Source organism: Paraflavitalea speifideaquila (assembly GCF_032395985.1).
GTDB classification, from domain to species: domain Bacteria; phylum Bacteroidota; class Bacteroidia; order Chitinophagales; family Chitinophagaceae; genus Paraflavitalea; species Paraflavitalea speifideaquila.
Genome location: NZ_CP135920.1, coordinates 8,121,009 through 8,139,380 on the forward strand (window position 1 = coordinate 8,121,009; position 18,372 = coordinate 8,139,380).

The 18,372-nt window shown below is 43.8% G+C and carries 24 protein-coding genes and 4 pseudogenes; 9 read left to right on the forward strand and 19 right to left on the reverse strand.

Features of this window, described 5'->3' with window-relative positions; all coding sequences use genetic code 11:
* The first annotated feature begins 548 nt into the window (after positions 1-548).
* From RS881_RS55750 to RS881_RS55765, 4 genes are all read left to right on the forward strand, one after another.
* Positions 549-1,511: a TonB-dependent receptor domain-containing protein gene (locus RS881_RS55750; protein WP_315818674.1), complete on the forward strand. Its 963-nt coding sequence runs from the start codon at positions 549-551 to the stop codon at positions 1,509-1,511.
* Positions 1,512-1,651: 140 nt separating this feature from the next.
* Complete coding sequence (locus tag RS881_RS55755; protein WP_315818675.1) at positions 1,652-2,110, forward strand: carboxypeptidase regulatory-like domain-containing protein; 459 nt, start codon at positions 1,652-1,654, stop codon at positions 2,108-2,110.
* Positions 2,095-3,315, forward strand: a complete 1,221-nt coding sequence (locus tag RS881_RS55760; protein ID WP_315818676.1) for a hypothetical protein — start codon at positions 2,095-2,097, stop codon at positions 3,313-3,315. Before RS881_RS55755 ends, RS881_RS55760 begins: the two co-directional genes overlap by 16 nt.
* Positions 3,219-4,469 (forward strand): outer membrane beta-barrel protein, encoded by a 1,251-nt coding sequence (locus tag RS881_RS55765; protein ID WP_315818677.1) that lies wholly within the window; start codon positions 3,219-3,221, stop codon positions 4,467-4,469. Before RS881_RS55760 ends, RS881_RS55765 begins: the two co-directional genes overlap by 97 nt.
* Before the next feature lie 47 nt (positions 4,470-4,516).
* Here the strand turns inward: RS881_RS55765 and RS881_RS55770 are convergent, their stop codons facing one another.
* From RS881_RS55770 to RS881_RS55795, 7 genes and pseudogenes are all read right to left on the reverse strand, one after another.
* Positions 4,517-4,693, reverse strand: a complete 177-nt coding sequence (locus tag RS881_RS55770) for a RidA family protein (RefSeq protein WP_315818678.1) — start codon at positions 4,691-4,693, stop codon at positions 4,517-4,519.
* Between the two features lie 121 nt (positions 4,694-4,814).
* Positions 4,815-4,970 (reverse strand): hypothetical protein, encoded by a 156-nt coding sequence (locus RS881_RS55775; RefSeq protein WP_315818679.1) that lies wholly within the window; start codon positions 4,968-4,970, stop codon positions 4,815-4,817.
* A 46-nt stretch (positions 4,971-5,016) separates the two neighbouring features.
* A complete protein-coding gene (locus tag RS881_RS55780; protein WP_315818680.1) occupies positions 5,017-5,277 on the reverse strand; it encodes a DUF2400 family protein in 261 nt (86 codons plus the stop codon).
* Positions 5,278-5,287: 10 nt separating this feature from the next.
* Positions 5,288-5,794, reverse strand: a complete 507-nt coding sequence (locus RS881_RS55785; protein WP_315818681.1) for a DUF2400 family protein — start codon at positions 5,792-5,794, stop codon at positions 5,288-5,290.
* A 31-nt stretch (positions 5,795-5,825) separates the two neighbouring features.
* A complete protein-coding gene (locus RS881_RS55790; RefSeq protein ID WP_315824940.1) occupies positions 5,826-6,095 on the reverse strand; it encodes a LysE family translocator in 270 nt (89 codons plus the stop codon).
* A 178-nt stretch (positions 6,096-6,273) separates the two neighbouring features.
* Positions 6,274-6,459: pseudogene (locus RS881_RS61305) on the reverse strand (LysE family translocator); the annotation flags it as partial.
* A 10-nt stretch (positions 6,460-6,469) separates the two neighbouring features.
* Positions 6,470-7,612, reverse strand: coding sequence for a cystathionine gamma-synthase (locus RS881_RS55795; protein WP_315818682.1), 1,143 nt, complete (start codon positions 7,610-7,612; stop codon positions 6,470-6,472).
* Between the two features lie 237 nt (positions 7,613-7,849).
* On the opposite strand from RS881_RS55795, the gene RS881_RS55800 reads away from it, so the two are divergent.
* The gene (locus RS881_RS55800) at positions 7,850-8,413 is read left to right on the forward strand and encodes a hypothetical protein (RefSeq protein ID WP_315818683.1); all 564 of its coding nucleotides are present in this window, start codon (positions 7,850-7,852) and stop codon (positions 8,411-8,413) included.
* 35 nt (positions 8,414-8,448) lie between these two features.
* On the opposite strand, the pseudogene RS881_RS55810 reads toward RS881_RS55800, so the two are convergent.
* The 7 genes and pseudogenes from RS881_RS55810 to RS881_RS55835 form a co-directional block, all read right to left on the reverse strand.
* A pseudogene (locus RS881_RS55810) lies at positions 8,449-9,416 on the reverse strand (asparagine synthase-related protein).
* Complete coding sequence (locus tag RS881_RS55815; RefSeq protein ID WP_315818685.1) at positions 9,353-10,177, reverse strand: asparagine synthetase B family protein; 825 nt, start codon at positions 10,175-10,177, stop codon at positions 9,353-9,355. Before RS881_RS55815 ends, RS881_RS55810 begins: the two are co-directional and overlap by 64 nt.
* Positions 10,174-10,287 carry a hypothetical protein gene (locus tag RS881_RS62735; RefSeq protein WP_527250369.1) on the reverse strand — a complete coding sequence of 38 codons (114 nt, stop codon included), beginning with the start codon at positions 10,285-10,287 and terminating at the stop codon, positions 10,174-10,176. Before RS881_RS62735 ends, RS881_RS55815 begins: the two co-directional genes overlap by 4 nt.
* Positions 10,288-10,307: 20 nt before the next feature.
* Positions 10,308-10,774 (reverse strand): annotated as a pseudogene (locus RS881_RS61310) (DUF2911 domain-containing protein).
* Positions 10,775-10,962: 188 nt separating this feature from the next.
* Positions 10,963-11,204: pseudogene (locus RS881_RS61315) on the reverse strand (DUF2911 domain-containing protein).
* Positions 11,179-11,535 (reverse strand): DUF2911 domain-containing protein, encoded by a 357-nt coding sequence (locus tag RS881_RS55830; protein WP_315818688.1) that lies wholly within the window; start codon positions 11,533-11,535, stop codon positions 11,179-11,181. Before RS881_RS55830 ends, RS881_RS61315 begins: the two are co-directional and overlap by 26 nt.
* 238 nt (positions 11,536-11,773) lie before the next feature.
* A complete protein-coding gene (locus RS881_RS55835) occupies positions 11,774-12,322 on the reverse strand; it encodes an acyl carrier protein phosphodiesterase (protein ID WP_315818689.1) in 549 nt (182 codons plus the stop codon).
* 473 nt (positions 12,323-12,795) lie between these two features.
* On the opposite strand from RS881_RS55835, the gene RS881_RS55840 reads away from it, so the two are divergent.
* The 4 genes from RS881_RS55840 (at position 12,796) to RS881_RS55855 (ending at position 14,864) form a co-directional block, all read left to right on the forward strand.
* Positions 12,796-13,164 carry a hypothetical protein gene (locus RS881_RS55840; RefSeq protein ID WP_315818690.1) on the forward strand — a complete coding sequence of 123 codons (369 nt, stop codon included), beginning with the start codon at positions 12,796-12,798 and terminating at the stop codon, positions 13,162-13,164.
* 166 nt (positions 13,165-13,330) lie between these two features.
* Positions 13,331-13,783 (forward strand): hypothetical protein, encoded by a 453-nt coding sequence (locus RS881_RS55845; protein ID WP_315818691.1) that lies wholly within the window; start codon positions 13,331-13,333, stop codon positions 13,781-13,783.
* Between the two features lie 107 nt (positions 13,784-13,890).
* Complete coding sequence (locus tag RS881_RS55850) at positions 13,891-14,352, forward strand: deoxyhypusine synthase family protein (RefSeq protein ID WP_315818692.1); 462 nt, start codon at positions 13,891-13,893, stop codon at positions 14,350-14,352.
* A gap of 11 nt (positions 14,353-14,363) precedes the next feature.
* Positions 14,364-14,864 (forward strand): deoxyhypusine synthase family protein, encoded by a 501-nt coding sequence (locus tag RS881_RS55855; protein WP_315818693.1) that lies wholly within the window; start codon positions 14,364-14,366, stop codon positions 14,862-14,864.
* 93 nt (positions 14,865-14,957) lie between these two features.
* On the opposite strand, the gene rpiB is transcribed toward RS881_RS55855, so the two are convergent.
* The 5 genes from rpiB to gmk all read right to left on the reverse strand — a co-directional run bounded on the left by rpiB (position 14,958) and on the right by gmk (position 18,351).
* Complete coding sequence (rpiB, locus tag RS881_RS55860; protein ID WP_315818694.1) at positions 14,958-15,413, reverse strand: ribose 5-phosphate isomerase B; 456 nt, start codon at positions 15,411-15,413, stop codon at positions 14,958-14,960.
* 32 nt (positions 15,414-15,445) lie between these two features.
* A complete protein-coding gene (tatC, locus tag RS881_RS61320; protein WP_350340053.1) occupies positions 15,446-15,745 on the reverse strand; it encodes a twin-arginine translocase subunit TatC in 300 nt (99 codons plus the stop codon).
* An 11-nt stretch (positions 15,746-15,756) separates the two neighbouring features.
* Positions 15,757-16,344, reverse strand: coding sequence for a twin-arginine translocase subunit TatC (locus tag RS881_RS55870; protein ID WP_350340054.1), 588 nt, complete (start codon positions 16,342-16,344; stop codon positions 15,757-15,759).
* Between the two features lie 89 nt (positions 16,345-16,433).
* Positions 16,434-17,570, reverse strand: a complete 1,137-nt coding sequence (locus RS881_RS55875; protein WP_315818695.1) for a hemolysin family protein — start codon at positions 17,568-17,570, stop codon at positions 16,434-16,436.
* A 199-nt stretch (positions 17,571-17,769) separates the two neighbouring features.
* Entirely contained in the window at positions 17,770-18,351 is a 582-nt protein-coding gene (gene gmk, locus RS881_RS55880) for a guanylate kinase (RefSeq protein ID WP_315818696.1), read from the reverse strand.
* Positions 18,352-18,372: the final 21 nt, after the last annotated feature.

Here is an 18,372-nt window from a genome sequence, read left to right on the forward strand (position 1 = left end):
AAGGCCCCCACCAACAATAATGCCCAATCCACCAGCACAAAAGGGGAAACCATTAATACAACCATCAATACATTTATCAGTCAATCAAATGATAAGAATAATGGCTTTGAAGCGTTCTTTGGCCGCCGGTTAAAAAAGCAAGGAAGAAGCTTTACACTTGGATTAAATTATGCCAATAGTAATAACAAAGCTTTCGATACCAATAAAGGCGAAACTGTTTTCTACAAAACCAATGGAGGCACCACAAAAGACACCTTGGACCAACAAGGCCATACAACGGGAGATAATACACAGCTCAACCTGACAGCTTCCTGGATAGAACCTATCACCACAAAATTAAACGTCGTATTACTGTATAATTATACAAACGGCCTTGGTCACAACAACAAGGCTACCAACCGGTACAACCCCACTACTATGCAATATGACATACCCGATACAGTATACAGCAATATTGTACGCAATCATCACCGCACGCACATGCCCAACCTGTTGTTCAATTACAACACAGAAAAATCAATGGATCAATTGGCGCGGGCCTGCAATGGTTGGAACAGGAAAACGAATCAAAGGCCGACAAAAGCAACCTGGCCCAACGTTTTACCAACATTTTTCCTTCCGCCAATATTGGCTACCGGTTCAGCAAAACCGGCAATCTTAATCTTAACTATAGCGGACGAAGCCAGCAACCCACCATAGATCAATTACAATCAGTACCCGACAACAGAAACACCTTGTACCTTATGCTGGGTAATCCCAACCTCAAGCCCTCCTTTTATCACAATCTCAATATCAGCGTTCAGCAATATAACAGTAAAACCTTTTGGAATGCGGGATTGGGTTTCACCACCGCCACCAACCAGATAGTATACGAAACCTGGTTCGACAGTATACAGATCAGTAAACCAATAAATAGCAATGGTAACTATAGCCTCACTTACAATACAAACTTCACACGGAGTTGGAAAAAGAAAGACTGGTCTTTCCGCCTTATGCTAAGCAACGGTGGTTATTACAGCAGGAATGTTTCATACACCAATAAAATAGAAAATATCACAAAAACCTATAGCTTTTCTCAACGTATTGGCCTTACCTATACTTTTAAAGAGCTCATCACCTTAATGCCCGCTTTTATTATACGGTATAATGATACCCGGTATTCTATTGAACAAAGCCAGCCAACCGAAAACATCAACAAGGCCATTACCATGAGCTTGTATTTCAACTGGCCTAAACGGCTGATCCTTGAACACAATTTCCAATACAATTACAATAGCCGTACGGCCCCGGGCTTCCCAAAAGGCGTTTCCATGTGGCATATGGCAGTCAACTATCAATTATTTAAAGACAGACAGTCAATAATTCGCCTCGCTATCTATGACCTCCTGAAACAAAATACCAGTATTTTCCGCACCATTACCCCCACCTATATTGAAGATACCCAGGTAAAGGTTTTACAACAATATTTCCTGGTTAGCTTTGTCTATAACCTAAAACAATTTGGGAAATAATAATACCTACGCCTACACAACTTCTTGTTTTTCACCCTACTTGATACCCTCCTAACAATATTTTATACCAGGATTATAAATTATTTAGGAGAATGTTACGAACTATTCGTAACATTACGGGAACTTCGTAACACTCCCGTATGAGATATATTTTACTCGCTATTTGTTTTATGGTAACTATAACCAAATCAGTAGCCCAGGACAAAGGTTCCATTCTTGGGAAACTAACGGATTCATCTGGAAAGCAAACCCTTTCCCTGGCCACCGTTACCGTTTTTAAGGCTAAAGACACTTCCATTATTACTTACCGCCTAACTGATGCACAGGGGGCATTTAAAGTACCCGGCCTGCCGCTGAACGTATTGTGCCGGGTGGTGATCTCCTTTTCCGGCTACCGGGTAGTCAGGAAGGAATTTGAGCTTACAGCCACACAGCCCCAATTAGACCTGGGCACCTTTAAATTGATCAATGACGCCCAGTCCCTGGAAGAAGTACTCGTCACCGCCGAACGCCCTCCAGTGAGCGTAAAAAAGATACCATCGAATTCAATGCTTCGGCTTTTAAAACCCTACCCACTGCGCTGGTGGAAGATCTCTTGAAAAAGTTACCCGGCGTGGATGTAGACAAAGACGGGAATATTACCGTAAACGGCCGTGCTGTTAACCGCATTATGGTAGATGGGAAAGACTTTTTTGGAGGCGATCCCAAAGTAGCCAGCCGTAACCTTCCGACCAACATTATAGATAAAGTACAGGTAGCCGATGACAAAGACCAATTGGATCAAAACCCTGATATCAACAAAAGCCAACTGGGTCAGGTGATCAACCTTCGGTTAAAGAAAAGTATTAAACAGGGATGGTTTGGAAAAGCTTATGCCGGCGCAGGTACCGACAACCGCTACGAGGCAGGGGGCATCGTCAATATGTTTCGTGATACCTTTCAAATAAGCTTACTGGGATTTACCAACAATCTTAACAGGGCAGGCTTTGGCATATCCGATGTGATGAAAACAGGCGGGTTTGGACGGGCTGGTGTAAACAGTATAAACATCAATTCAGACGGAGGCTATTCATTAAATGGTGTTTCATTTGGCGGTATGGGCCAGGGCATTGTCAAAAGTACCGGCGGAGGGATCAATATCAACAATGAGTTTGGCAAAAATGTAACCCTCAACCTTCAGTACTTCTATGGCCAAAACAATTCCCGGCTAGATCAATTAAGCAATATCCAACAGTTTTTCGGAGATACAGCTTTAACTACCCGGAATAAGACCCGTCAGGAATCCGACGAATACACCCATCGCATGGGAGGTAGTCTTCGCTGGAAATTAGACTCCTTTTCTAACCTTCGTTTTGTCCCCATGGTCAGCTTTAGAAAGAACCAATCCGAGCGCTTGTTCAATTCTACCGCAGGCAGCAATTATGAGCCCTTACTCAACGAAAGCGACAACAACCAGCACATCAATACCAATGACGTTGGGTATACCCATAACCTGTATTACAATCGCAGTTTCAGGAAAAAAAGAAGAGCATTGAATATTGGCCACGGATTTTCTATTAATAACTCAGCAGAGAACCAATTCAATGATATTGTTGATACCTTCTATAAAGCATCCTCTAAACGTACCTTAAACCAATTGCGTGACCGGGATGCAAAAATTTCCGCGCCAGCCTCACCGTCAACTACGATGAACCAATTACCCAATCATTGGGCCTCAAATTTTCGGGCAACACCGAATACTTCAAAGACAATGATATACTCGACACCTACAATAAAGGCGCATCGGGCGATGCTTATGATGTGATCAACCCTACCCTCTCCAATGCAGTAAAACGCAGCGGAACCCGTTCTACCATCACCACCCTGCTCAACTGGAAGATCAAGAAATGGAATATTATGCCTGGTATCTCGTATCAAACACTCGATATAGATAACGAATTCGCCAAAAACCCATCGATCAAACAGAGTTTCAACTATGTACTGCCTGCTCTTAATATCAATGTTAAAGAGTGGTCCTTCAGTTACAATGTAAACGTAAAAGAACCCCAGGCCACCGATTTGCAGCCCGTAGTCGACAACACCAATACCTTATATCAGCAGTTGGGCAACCCTTCCCTCAAGCCTACACAATCACACAACCTCAACTTATACTACAACAAGTACGACACTAAAAGGAACATGAACTATAATGTTTATTTCAACGGAAGCATCAGCGATAATGCCGTGATCAGAGAGCGCATGATTGACAATAAAGGCGTTCAAATTAGCCGCCCCATCAACCTAGATGGCGTATGGCGCCTCTCTTCCAGTGTGGGCGTAAGTAAACAGTTTAAGTTCAAAAGCAATTGGCAACTTTCTTTAAGAGGTAATTTCTTTGGAGAGTACAATCAGAACATAGTGATCGTAAATAATAACCGCAGTGAAGTAAAGAACTGGCGTTTGCAACCAGGATCTTACATCGCCTTTAATTTCAAAGACAAATTGGAGATCAACCAGCGCTATTCTATTAGCTGGAGCAAAAGCCAGTATACTGACGGAATTTATCCCAACCTGGAAGTAATCACCCATTACGCCAGTACGGAAGTAGTGGTACGTTTACCCAAACATTTTGTATGGGAAAGTTCTATCGACTACAGCTATAATCCCCAAACAGCACTAGGCGTTCGGAAAAGTAACCTGCGCTGGAATGGAGGTGTCAACTACCTGTTTCTCAAAGACGATAAAGGGCAACTTAAATTATCTGTATATGATCTCTTAAACCAGAATATCAGTGTAAACCGGGTAGCCCGCGAAAACTATATCCAGGATAATCAAACCACCGTTCTGCGTCGGTATTTCCTGCTCACCTTTACGTATAATATCCGCAATTTCGAGCACCTGCACCACAGAAAGTGGGAGGCAGGAATAATTTGTTTATGTTCTAACAGATGGTTTTCTTTTGTGACTACAAGGGGTTGAACTAACTGATCAGCCCTTTTATTGCCTACAGCAACAATACACACATGTTATTTTTTGGGCAAATGAGCAATCAGTTCTACTTCCAGCCTGGCATCATGCATATAAAGCCGGTTTACCTGCATCCAGGTAGCAGCCGGAAAATCACCTTTGTAAAAAACTTTACGAGCCTGGTTATATTGCTTCATCGCTTCTATATCCGTAGTATACAAGTTTTCCTTCACCACATTCTGAAAAGTAGCGCCATAGTGTTGCAGCGTTTTTCCAACCTTTCATATAACTGTTTAATACCTTCGGGAGTTACATTTCTGGCTACAGTGCCTGATATATAGATCACGTTATCTATTTTCACAGCCTGCGCATACCCGGCTGTTGTATCCTGGGTTCCATTCCCCCAATTGAATTTCTCTTTTTAATATTGTTCTCCTGCCCTTTAACGCTGGCAGAAACCAAAAGCAGTAGCAAGCAACACAGGTGGATTGCCTGACTGGTTGTTTTTTTCATATACAAGTTTTTGAGATTACCAATGTAGAAGGCCCCCTCCAGCTAGCTAAAACTTCTCCATCACCCCCAGGCCAAACAGTGCAAAGTCATATTTAGCCGGATCGTTTTTATCCAACTTCCTTAAATAGTTCGTAAGCTCAAGTGCAGCCAACCAATCCACAGGTGCCCGTTCCAACAACTTAAAACGTCTTGCGACCCGGGCTACATGCAAATCTATGGGGCATACCAATTGAGCCATACTTATTGCAGACCAAATGCCAAAATCAACGCCCCGGTTGTCACGACGCACCATCCAACGGAGATACATATTAAGCCGTTTACAGGAAGAATTTTTTCGGGTGAAGCAATATGCTTGCGGGTACGGTTGGGTATATGTTCGAGAGAAAAAAATAATGATAAAAACCTATCAGCGCCTGTTCAATCGTTTCATCCCCTGTCAACATCCATTGCGTAAAAGCCGTTTCCAACGAAGGATGCTTTGAGTAATGATGTTGCAGGAAACTGATAAAATACAAGAGATCAGTCGTATTGAATGTGCGGTGCTTAAATCCTTCCAGCCTGCGCAGATCCTCCTCCGTATGATGCAACACAAAATCATGCGGCGCATTGTCCATTAACACCAGCAACTCTTTCGACTTCTTGATGATGGTAGTCCGGTTGCCCCAGGCAAAAATGGCTGCAAACAATCCGGCAATTTCAATATCCTGCTTTTTACTAAAGAGATGGGGAATACAGATCGGATCAGCCTTGATAAAATCAGGCTGGTTGTATTCACTAGCTTTTTTATTAAAGAATTCCGACAGGTCCTTAGGTTTCCCACTCATGCTGCAAATATCTGTTATTGTCCGCTCCTGCTTATTTTCCTTTATCCAGCGCCATTTTAGCGGCAAGGGCCGTAAGCACACTGGCCATAAACCATTTTTGAACCCTTACCCATTGCGGTTTGCTGGCAAACCATACGGCCGCCTTTGCAGCAGATAGCACAATTAGGAAGTTAACCGTAAAGCTGATCAACATCTGCGTAACACCAAGTGTTAGACTTTGTGTAAGCACATGACCATAGGCCGGTTTAATGAACTGCGGGAAAAGCGATAGATAGAATACCGCCACTTTGGGATTGAGCACATTCGTCAAAAGCCCATGCGGAACAGTTTGGCCGTACTGTCATCAGGCAGGTCCTTTTTCGCTTCAAAAACACCTTTGCTGCCTGGTTTAATGGCCTGCCAGGCCAAATAAAGCAGGTACAACACCCCATGGTCTTAAGAATGGTATAAGCATAAGGAACAGCAAACAATATGGCCGTAAGCCCAAAAGACACCAATATAATGTGGAATAAAAATCCACATACTACACCTGCCAGGGATATAAGGCCCGCTTTGCGCCCCTGCGTAATGGAACGTGAAATAAGGTAGATCATATTAGGGCCAGGGCTGATTACCAATACCAATGCCGCCAGGGCAAAGAGCAACAGTTCATTAATAGGTATCATAGTATAAGTTTTAGCTACCAATGGCCTGCTCCAGATCCAATACCAGGTCTTCCAGATCTTCAATGCCTACACTCAGGCGGATCAAAGAATCACTCAGGCCATTTTTGATCCTTTCTTCCCTGGGTATCGAGGCATGCGTCATAGAAGCGGGATGATTAATAAGCGACTCTACTCCACCCAGGCTTTCTGCCAGGGAAAATATTTTGGTCGATGACAATACTTTCATCGCTTTTTCCACGCTATCATCTTTCAGCGTAAAGCTCATCATACCGCCAAAGCCACGCATTTGCTTTTTAGCAACCGCATAGCCGGGATGATCTTCAAAGCCACACCAGTATACCTTACCTACTTTTGGATGCTGCCGCAGAAAAGCGGCAATCTTTTCGCCATTCTCGCAATGACGTTGCATACGAACATGCAAAGTTTTGATCCCCCTCAATACCAGGAAACAATCCATAGGGCCGGGTACTGCTCCGCAGCTTTTTTGAATAAAATACAATTGCTCACGCAAGCCCGCGTCATTCATCACCAGCCCACCCTGTATTACATCACTATGCCCACCCAGGTATTTTGTTGAAGAGTGCATTACAATATCTGCTCCAAAGTCTAACGGGTTTTGCAGATATGGTGAAGCAAATGTGTTGTCAACACACACTAGTATTTGATGCTGTTTAGCCAAAGCTGTTACCGCTCCTATATCTGTAATATTCATTAATGGATTGGTAGGCGTTTCCGTCCAGATAAGTTTCGTGCTCGGCGTAATAGCCGCGGCAATAGCCGAAATATCAGTCATATCAACATAACGAAAACGGATACCAAACTTTTCAAACACCTTTGTAAACAAGCGATAAGTACCTCCATACAGGTCATTGCCCGATATGACTTCATCACCTGGGGCTAACAATTTCAACACGGCATCCGTAGCTGCAACACCGCTGCTAAAAGCCAGGCCATACTTGCCATTTTCTATAATAGCCAACGCTTCTTCCAGCGCTTTACGCGTAGGGTTTTGTGAGCGGGCATATTCAAACCCTTTATTCTTTCCAGGTGCTTCCTGTACATAAGTAGATGTTTGGTAGATGGGCGTCATAATCGCACCCGTAGAAGGATCAGGTTCGGCTCCGGCATGTATAAACTTCGTTGCTGGCTTCATAATTTCTTAATATTAGTAAATGTACGATACAAAGATGCAGAATTATCCCTTACTGATACCAATACCTTTTCCCTCTCCATGAATAACTCTTAAAACTTCTCCTGATTATCCACTTACAATTCCGGATTTCCAGTTTAACAGAAGCTTAACCTTAAACCAAAAATAAGGTGTAACATTCCTGAAACCCTGTACAGCACTGCATTTCACCCAATCCAGCACACCTTACAAAACCACCCAATGTGCGAAATCCTTCGTATTGCTTATCATGAACCTTCCGCCCTTACCAATTGGCTTGCTTTCTATATGTTCTTCCTATTACATTTGAGTCGTAATTCATCATTACATAGTTCACCTAATAAAAAGTATAGCCATGAAAAAGTATTAATGATCATTTGCACAGCTCTTTTAGGAGCCGCTGCTTACGCTTTCGATCCCAATGAAAAGGTTCTGAAATCTTTCCGAGAAACATTTACCCAGGCCGAAGAGGTAAAATGGGATGAGACAGAAAACTATTTCACCGTTTCCTTTGTGAGTGCAGGTATTCGCTCCAAAGTAAATTATGACAAAGAAGGGAATATGTTGAGCTCTTTACGCTACTATTCACCCCAATTGCTGCCTTTGAATATCTTCAACAAACTCAAAAAAGAGAACCCTAAAAAGAACCTCTTTGGTGTTACAGAAGTTACTTCCGGTAATGAGGTTACCTATTACGTAAAAATGGAAGACGGCAAACATTGGTTTACCCTGAAAGTAGACGAATCAGGTAATACACAACTTTTTGAGAAATACAAGAAAGGTTAGCCGGGAGGCCGGGCGGGTTTCAGCCATTCCCTAGTCTATCGTAGTAACGTTCCGGCCACCAGGTATCTCCAATCGAAGTTTTCAGCCGCATGGGTTTCCTGCGGCTGAATTTTTTTATCCAGTACAGATCGTTTCAGCACCCTTTTTTCTACCAGCACTTGCTGCGCCTCCCGGATATAAGCCACCAGTCGTTTATCCTGCATCCACAAGGCCTGCGGTGGCTCAAAACCCACCTTTTCCTTGCGCCATACAATGGGAGATGGTAGTAAGGGCTCCATGCTTTTACGCAACACCCATTTGCTAAATCCATTCCGTATTTTAAACCCCGGCGGCAACGAAAAATAAAGCCTACCAGCTCATGGTTCAGAAATGGAAGCCGCACCTCTCGTCCATGCGCCATGGAATTGCGGTCGGCATATTGCAATAACTCTTCCAGTCCATTCAGGAAGGTATTATAATAAAGCACCCCATTTAAACTGGGTACATGCGGTACGGCATAATGCGACATACCAAAGGCGTCAATAAATTCCGGACTTAGGTCCTTCTGCTTTCGTTGTTGCCGGCTTCGTTGTTTTATCAGCCAGGATTCGGCAAAATGAGGTAACCTGGCCGCGAGCTTATCCTTCCAGCCCCATCCTTCTCCCTGACCTGCCCCAGCCGCCAGTTCCTTACGCAGCAAGGCCTTGTTTTGCCGGTATAACTCCCGCCAATACCAGGGATAATATTTGCTGTAGCCTCCCAGTATTTCATCAGCCCCCTGCCCATCCAGCAACACCGTTACACCCTTCCTTTTCGCCAGTTCAAATACCTTGTACTGCGTTACAATACTGGCCGATTGGAATGGTTCTTCTTGATGGTAGCAGATACGCTCAAAATCTTCGATCAGGCTATCTGCATCCGGCTGAACCTGGTGATTGTGAACGCCAAAATGGCCCGCCGTTAAGGCGATTTGTGCCGATTCATCACGCGCAAAACCAGGAAAAACAGCCGAGAAAGTTTGCATGACCCCAGGCCTTTCAGCAGCCCGGTGAATGCAAGCCAATACCGAAGCGCTATCCAGCCCCCACTTAGAGAAGTTCCTACCGGTACATCACTCCGCAACCGACGGTTAACCGATATGGACAAAAAGGAACCCAATTGCTCAATGGCCGCTTTTTCATCAACTGGCCGGCTGGGTTGTGTAATATCAATATCCCAATAACTATGTTGCGACAGCGTTGTTTTGCGGGCATCATACAACAAATAACAACGGGCTGCCAGCTTTTGGATCCCCTCATAAAACGTTTCGCTGGCATTTTGAGGGTTCTGTATATAGCCGAGCGTAATATAGTTGAACAGCATCCTCTCGTTCATCTTCTTCTCTACACCCGCAGCCCACAAGCCTTTCATCTCACTGGAAAATAAGAGCTGCTCTTTATCCCTATAATAGTAGAAAGGTTTTTCTCCAAAGCGGTCACGGGCCGCAAACAGCATTTGCTCCTTTTCATCCCAGATTGCAAAGGCAAACATGCCATCAAACTGTTGCAAACAATCAACGCCCCAGGCATCATAGCAAGCCAGGATCACTTCTGTATCTGACTGTGACCTGAATTGATAACCCTTATGTTGTAGTATTTCTTTTAACTCCCGGTAGTTGTAGAGCTCTCCATTAAATACAATGGTATAGCGCCCCAGGTAATGCATGGGTTGTCCTGCCTCGTCACTTAGGTCGATGATCGATAACCGGCGATGCCCCAAGGTCAGGCAACCACCCGGCGCAATCAATGAGCTGCTCCGTCGGGACCACGATGTGCCAGCGCATCCGTCATGCGTTTAATACGCGCTACCGAAGCCTGAGCCGGGCTGGCTCCTATTATTCCGGCAATTCCACACATAGAGGCCTAAGATACAACACTTAAAAGGTAAAAGGCAATTTAGCCCGGACGCTGTCCCATTCCATGATCAGCTCAGCGCCTTCACCCAATTTTTCAAACTCCATGGTGAATACTTCAAAGGGGTAATTCGTTCTATTGATAGGAATAGTAAACTTATGAACGTCTTTGACAGAATCTATTTTAAGGCCCCAGGTAAAAAGGTCACTGTTTAATATGAGCGTCCACTTATCTGCATAGGGAATACAATAAAGTACATATCGCCCTTTCTGCACCTTTTGCTTGTCAATCATTACGTCTTTAAAAACTCTATTTCCGTAGCTTCATTAGCACCCAGCCGCCAGGTATGCCCATATTTAAGAACATCCCCAAAAATAGCCCGTCCACTCTTTTGGGGCCGGCTATAGATCACCCGGGCCACCAATGGCTCCTTTGCATTGCCCGACATTTTAAGCTTGGGATAATCCACCGGAAAATAAGCCATATCCATGGGAGATTTATCAACCCCCAATGGCACTTGCTTGTCGGTGGGTGTGCCAATGGCCGGATTAATAGTAACCTGGTTACTGCCCGAAGATGACTTTTGCTCACATGCCCATAACAAACCGCATAAGCCAATCAGAATAAAAGCCGTGGTATTTACTGGATCTGTGCATATATGAATAAAATAACAATAGATCAGTTAGGCTGAAAACTAAAAGGAACCTGTGCTTTTACATTGTCCCACATAATGGCTAGGCAAAGACCACTACTGTCCTTCTCAAATTGCATCGTAAAAGCTTCGGCCGATTCCGGAACCTTTTGCGTTGGTACATCCACCCTCAACACATCCTTTTAAAATCATACTGAAATGCTCCCCAACTATCTGTTTCCTTATTGAAAATGATCGTCCATTTATCCTGGTAAGGGATCGCATACATCGTATAGCGCCCTTTTTAGTTTCGTATCTGTACCACACTTTACGTCCCTGTACAATTCTATTTCTGTAGCTTCATTGGCACCAAGCCGCCAAATTTGCCCATACTCTACCAGCTCTCCAAACACAGAACGCCCGTTCTTTAGCGGCCGACTATAAATAACCCGCGCCATTAAAGGCTCACTCACCTTATTCTGAATCTTCAAAACCGGGTAATTGACCGGATAATACGCCATATCCATGGGCGACTTATCAATTCCCGACAATTTCAACTGGGCCAGGGAGCTTGAGGCCCAAAATATTAGCAGCAAAAACAGGAGCTTCACTTCCTTCATATCCTTCATTCTTTAAGCGGCAAAAATAACAGATTACGATGGAACCTAATGGTTTTTAAAGGATAACCGGAAGCTACACATCACCTGTTTGGGTAATCTGCTGCCGACTAACCAAACCGGCAAACTAATATACGAATAGGACCTGCCGGCCGGCTGCTACCCCCATTCAAAATGATTAAAAACAGATTAAACTATTTTTTATTATCCAGGCTCTCCAGCGTGGTAAACGCAAAAGCTTTTAAGGCAGGGAAAAACGAGCATAACACGCCTGCAAAGCATCGTAATTGTCCTCAAAGAGTTGGAAAGCAGTGCGGCTTTCAGTAAGGTAGGCCGACCTGCGCACCAATCCCTGAAAACTGTTCGCAATTCCCTGGTGCTCCCGATAGCCATATAACCAGTTCTGTTCTTTCATATAAGGATACATAGCTCGAAAGGGAGCCGGGAAAAGGGGTACAAATTGGTCCAATGCCTGGTACACTTCCTGAGAAAATTCATACAACCTATTGCCCGTAAATTGGGCTGTATCATTGGCCAGAAAATGATCATACGCTACATCTACAAAGGCCCCACTGTACAACCGGTATTGAGGCCTGAAGATCTCTTTGGCGATAGCCGTTTCAACATGCTCATCGGTAAACTGGTCAATAGCTCTGTGCAAAACAATGCCCTTATGCACGCTGGCCGGATAATCAAATTGCTTTTTGCCTTTAACAAAATCGCTGATAAGATTCCCTGCCAGTACGGCTGGAATATTAAATGAGAGGTATGCATGCGCCAGATAATTCACAAAGCCTGTGTATTGAATCAATTACGATACAATTTACAGTATTTTAACAGGCTTTCAGAATCAAAAGGTTTCTTAAAAGAGTTAAAATTTTGTGATGAATGGTAAACCATTTTATCTCATTGAAAAGCCATCATTTCCATCACATCTTCGTGTGATAAAGCATCCCCTCTTTTGGTGAATCATGTGATCCCGTAAACAACAGTTATTTCCTTAACATTGACTTAACTTATTCTTGAATGATGTTTTATCTATCGCCGGAAACCCTTACCCAGTAAATGTTTCATCATTCCACCGCTTCATTAGAACACTAACATTCAACAACAATCCTTAACCTGCTTTAACATTGGCCACCACTAATCACTATTCACTTGACACGAACTAACGGCAACACTATTTTTGTGCTGGCTTAATCAAAGCCATTAGTCATTAAACCAATAATAAAGTAAAGTCATGAAAAAATTTTTGTTGCACTGTTGATGTTGATCAGTGTATTTAGTTATGCAATTACTCCTGGTAATGGAGAAAAAGTAAGCCCTCAATTACAAGCTGCCCTGGAAAAAGAATTTACCGGCGCACAGTACATAGTTTGGCAATCCTTAAAAGAGCATTCGTTGTACCATGCCAAGTTTGTATATAATAATGAACAGGTCAATGCATTCTTCGAAGAAGATGGTAAACTCCTGGCTATGGGCCGTTATATTACAACAGCCGCCCTACCCATGGCCATTCTCAAAAGCCTCCATAATAATTACGATGGGTACCAATTGCAGGACGCCATTGAGTACAGTAAGGCTGGCGAAACCAGCTATGTAGTAAGCCTGGAAAATGAAAAACACGGGTAGTATTGGAAGCTTATAGTAGTGGCAACCTATACCTTTTTAAAAAAAAAAAAAGAATTTATCCGCTAAGTTGTAACATTTGAAAAAAACCTGCGTCGTATATAGTGTAGGAAATTTGAAAGAGAGGCGACGGAAAAACAATCAACATAATTCACATAAAATATTTACTATGAAAAAGATGATGTTAGTATGGGCCTTAATGTTAACAGTAGGTATCAGTTCCTCCTTTGCCCATTTCGCCGAAACAGTTAGCCAGGAAGTAATCAATGCCTTTAAGAAAGACTTTTCCGGAGCCCAGGATGTAAGCTGGGAAAGCAACAAAGATTTCGCCAAGGCTACTTTCAAACTGAACGACCAGGTAATGTTCGCTTATTATTCTAAAGAAGGTGACCTTACAGCCGTAACCCGTAATATCATCTCTGCCCAGTTGCCTATCAATTTACTGGCCGACCTGAAGAAAACTTATGGCCAATATTGGATCACCGACCTGTTTGAAATGGCATCCAATAACACCACAAGTTATTACATCACACTCCAGAATGGCGATCAAAACCTGATATTAAAATCAAATGGATCAGCCGGATGGGAAGTGTTCAAGAAAGAAAAGAAAACAGTGATATAAAACAGTTTAAGTTGGTTTTAGTTGGAAAGAGAGAGGTGGGTTGCCATAGGCAGCTCACCTTTTGTTTATTTATACTAACTTTGCCGCCACAAAAATTCTGAATTATCATGGCTAAAGGACCTGTTTCCCAGTTTATCCAACATCACTACCGTCACTTCAACGCTGCAGCACTGATCGATGCAGCCAAAGGATATGAAACGCACCTCCTCGAAGGTGGCAAAATGATGGTTACCCTGGCAGGCGCCATGAGTACGGCAGAACTGGGTATTTCCCTGGCCGAAATGATCCGCCAGGATAAAATACAGATCATATCCTGTACAGGTGCCAACCTCGAAGAAGATGTTATGAACCTGGTGGCCCATAACAGTTATAAGCGCGTACCCAATTACCGCGACCTGACTCCCCAGGACGAGTGGGACCTGCTGGAAAATCATTACAACCGTGTTACAGATACCTGTATTCCAGAAGAAGAGGCCTTCCGTCGCTTACAAAAACACCTGGTAAAAGTGTGGAATGATGCCGAAGCCAAAGGCGAACGTTATTTCCCCACGAATTCTTATACCAGGTAGTACTCAGCGGTGTGTTAAAAGAACATTATGAAATTGATCCCAAAGACAGCTGGATCGTAGCTGCTGCCGAAAAGAACATCCCCATCATCGTTCCAGGTTGGGAAGACAGTACCACCGGTAATATCTTCGCCAGCTACGTGATCAAAGGCCAATTGAAAGCAACCACCGTTAAAAATGGTATTGAGTATATGGTATTCCTGGCCGACTGGTATCGCCAGAACAGCGGCGGCAAAGGTGTTGGCTTTTTCCAGATCGGTGGAGGCATCGCCGGCGATTTCCCCATTTGCGTAGTGCCCATGATGTACCAGGATTTAGAATGGCATGATGTTCCTTTCTGGAGCTACTTCTGTCAGATCTCCGACTCTACCACTTCTTATGGCTCCTATTCAGGTGCAGTACCCAACGAAAAGATCACCTGGGGCAAACTGGATATCAATACCCCCAAGTTCATTGTAGAAAGCGATGCTACCATTGTAGCGCCGCTGATCTTTGCCTACCTCCTGGGTTGGTAATACTTTAATAAAAGATATATAAAGCAAATGCCTCAGCTTGTAGTGACTACAAACTGAGGCATTTTCAATTTATCGAATTACCTAATTATCAAATTAACTGCAGGCTATCTTATCTACCCTGGTTTGGTGGCGCCCACCCTCAAAAGCCGTATTGATAAAAATACCGACCATTTGTTTGGCGTATTCCAAGGCTACAAATCGGGCGGGAATGCAGATAATATTAGCATCATTATGCTGGCGGATCAACTGCGCTACATCCGTTTGGAAAGCCAGCCCTGCCCGGATACCCTGGTGTTTATTGGCCGTTATACATACCCCATTGGCACTACCACAAAGCAAAATACCAAAAGCCGTTTCCCCTTTCTCCACGCTTTCAGCTACTGGGTGCGCATAATCGGGGTAATCCACCGATTTATTCTCATATACCCCCATATCACTTACCTGGTACCCTTTTTCATTGAGCCATTTTACCAAGGCTACCCGGTATTCAAAACCTGCATGGTCACTGCCAATAGCAATTGGCTTAGAGAGGTCGAAAGAAGATAACATACTTAACTTATTGAAATTTAATACGCTTAGAATTACCAGTCCCTCTTAGCTTTTTCCTGCTCCCGCTTATATACCCGTTTGGAAATCAAAACACTGAACTCATACAGTATGGCCAGTGGAATGAAAACGATCATTTGGCTCATCCAGTCTGGTGAAGGAGTAATAATAGCCGCAATTACCAGGATCGCTACATACGCATACTTCCGGTAAGTTTTCAGGAAATTAGGAGTGATAAGCCCTATCCGCGTTAAAACATACGACACCACCGGCAATTGGAAAGCCAGTGCCGAACCTATAATAATATCAACCAGGTTCTCCATATAGTCCGACAACGTAGGCCGCGCTACCAGGATCGCCTTGGTACCAATCGTATAATTGGCCAGAAAACTAAAAGTGAAAGGGGCCAGCAGAAAATACCCAAAACATATCCCCAGGAAAAAGAAGATGGAAACAAAAAAGATCGCCCCCGGGTACTTTTCAACTCCTTGGGACTCAGGGCTGGTTTTACGAAACGCCAGAATTCCCAGAATATATAGGGGAAAGCAAATATAAAACCACCAACAAAAGCAATCGTGATACTGCTCATGAAAGAGGCGCCGAAAGTAGTTGTCTGCAACTCTGCTACTTTAGGGGGTGGCAGGCACAGCGAGTCGCCAGCACCTACCCATTGGCTGAATTTACAAAGCGCTGAATATGTGTAAAAATTAGCCTGCAGTGGTCCCGCTATAATGGTATCAAATATCCAATCAATGTAGATAAACACTACAATAGCACCAATAAGAATGGCCAGCACAGATCGCATGATATGCCACCGCAATTCTTCCAGGTGATCTATAAAGGTCATCTCCGGATTGTCTGCCTTCCTTTTGTTAAAAACGATAACGCCATTGACTAATACTGGTATAATAAAATCTTGGTAAAAGCGGGGCAAATGTACGTGTTATCACGTTGGATTGGTCAAGAAAGCTTGTTAATATGAAGTGATTGAGTAGATTACTGGTTGCCAGTCAGCTACAACGGTCATTTCAGTATCTTTAACCGTACCGTCTCGATTCGGGTATCACTCACACTCATGACGTCAAATTCATAATCCCCAATGATAATACGCTCCCTAAGCTTGGGGATCGTTTCATGCTGCTGAATGATAAAACCAGAGAGGGTCTCCGAATCCTGGTCGGGAAACTCAAGCCCATATTTTTCCTTTAAATAATCCAGTTCCAGCCTGCCGCTCAAAATAAACTCGTCTTCAGAAACCCTTTTATCCTCAAACTCCTCTACATCAAATTCATCCTTGATTTCCCCAAAGATCTCCTCCAGCAGGTCTTCCATGGTAACAATGCCAGCTGTACCACCAAATTCGTCCACCACCCAGGCAATACTCTTCCGCTCTTTGCTGAACTTCGTGATCAAGTCCGTGGCGCTCATACTTTCCGGAATAGCCGGAATAGGCAATAACATGTCTTTTATAGTGGCTGGCCCTTTAAAAAGCCCCAGCTGGTGCACATAGCCCAGGATATGGTCAATATCCCCATCATATACAACCAATTTACTCAGCTTCGTATCTACAAATGTTTTGCGCACCTCTTCCACAGTCGTTTTAATATCTACCGCCTCTATCTCTTTCCGCGGTACCAAACATTCCCGCACCTTAACCTTTGGCAAGGAAAGTGCATTTTCAAACAACTCCGCCTTCAGGTCCTGGCTTTGGTTATGATGCTCATTGTTCTGTGTATTGAACTGCTCCAGGTCGGCCCGGGAAAAAGGAGGCTTCTTTTTATCAATGCGCATATCAAAAATGATATTGAGCACAAATACCGAGATCTTTACCGCCGTTACACTGGCCCAATTAAACAACTGGTCACATAACCCCAGCAATCCCGTACGGGCAGCAAAAGACAATAAACTATCAGCCTTTGCCCGGAATATCGCCTTGGGGATAAACTCACCCAGAATTATGATCAGTAACCAGGAAAGCACGATCTCCAGAAACATTCGCAACGGCACCAGGTAAGCCATCACATAACTGTCGAACCGCTTCCAGGGAATCGCCATATTCCAACTGGCACTTCCCAGCAGTACCGCTACTACCAGGAAAAAATTAAACCCAACAATATTAACGCCAATAAAACGAGAGGGATTCTCGAAAAGACTACTCAATAACAAACTGCTGCTGGAGCCCTGTTTTTCTTCAGCTCAATATTCAACCGGTTAGCGGATGTGAACGCCACTTCGATACCCGAAAAATAAGCGACGAACAAGATCGCTAACACAATGGCTATTATGACAACTAAACTCATACTTGGGATACGAATTTATAAAAAGAACGATGGATTACATAACTTATTGAGAAAGATTACTATTTTAAGGCCAGAAAATCCCGCACAATACCCATTGCTTCTTCCCGTGCCTTTTTCAGCTCGGCATTGATCACAATATGGTGAAAATGATGCTTGAAGGAGATCTCATAAGAGGCTTTGTTGACCCGCGCCTGCAGGCTCTCGGCCGTTTCGGTACCCCGCGATTCGAGGCGCCGCTTTAGTTCATCTACGGAAGGAGGTTCTATAAAAACAGACAGGGTTGTATTGGGGTATTGCTGCTGTACATGAATGGCTCCTTTTACGTCAATATCCAGCACCGGTACCTGGTGGTTACCCCATATCCGGCTTAATTCCGACTTCAAAGTACCATAATATTTGCCCTCATATACCATTTCCCACTCCACAAACTGCTGGTTGCGAATCTTTTCCTGGAAATCCTCCACACCCATAAAATAGTAGTCCACACCATCTTTTTCATTACCACGCGCCCCTCGGGTAGCCGCAGATACAGAAAAAGCCAATTGAGGAAAATGCGCCAACAAATGCCGGGTGATCGATGTCTTGCCGGCACCAGAGGGTGCAGTAATTATTAATATTTTATTGCCTGGATTAAAGGGCATAGCGTAAAATAAAGCTGCAAA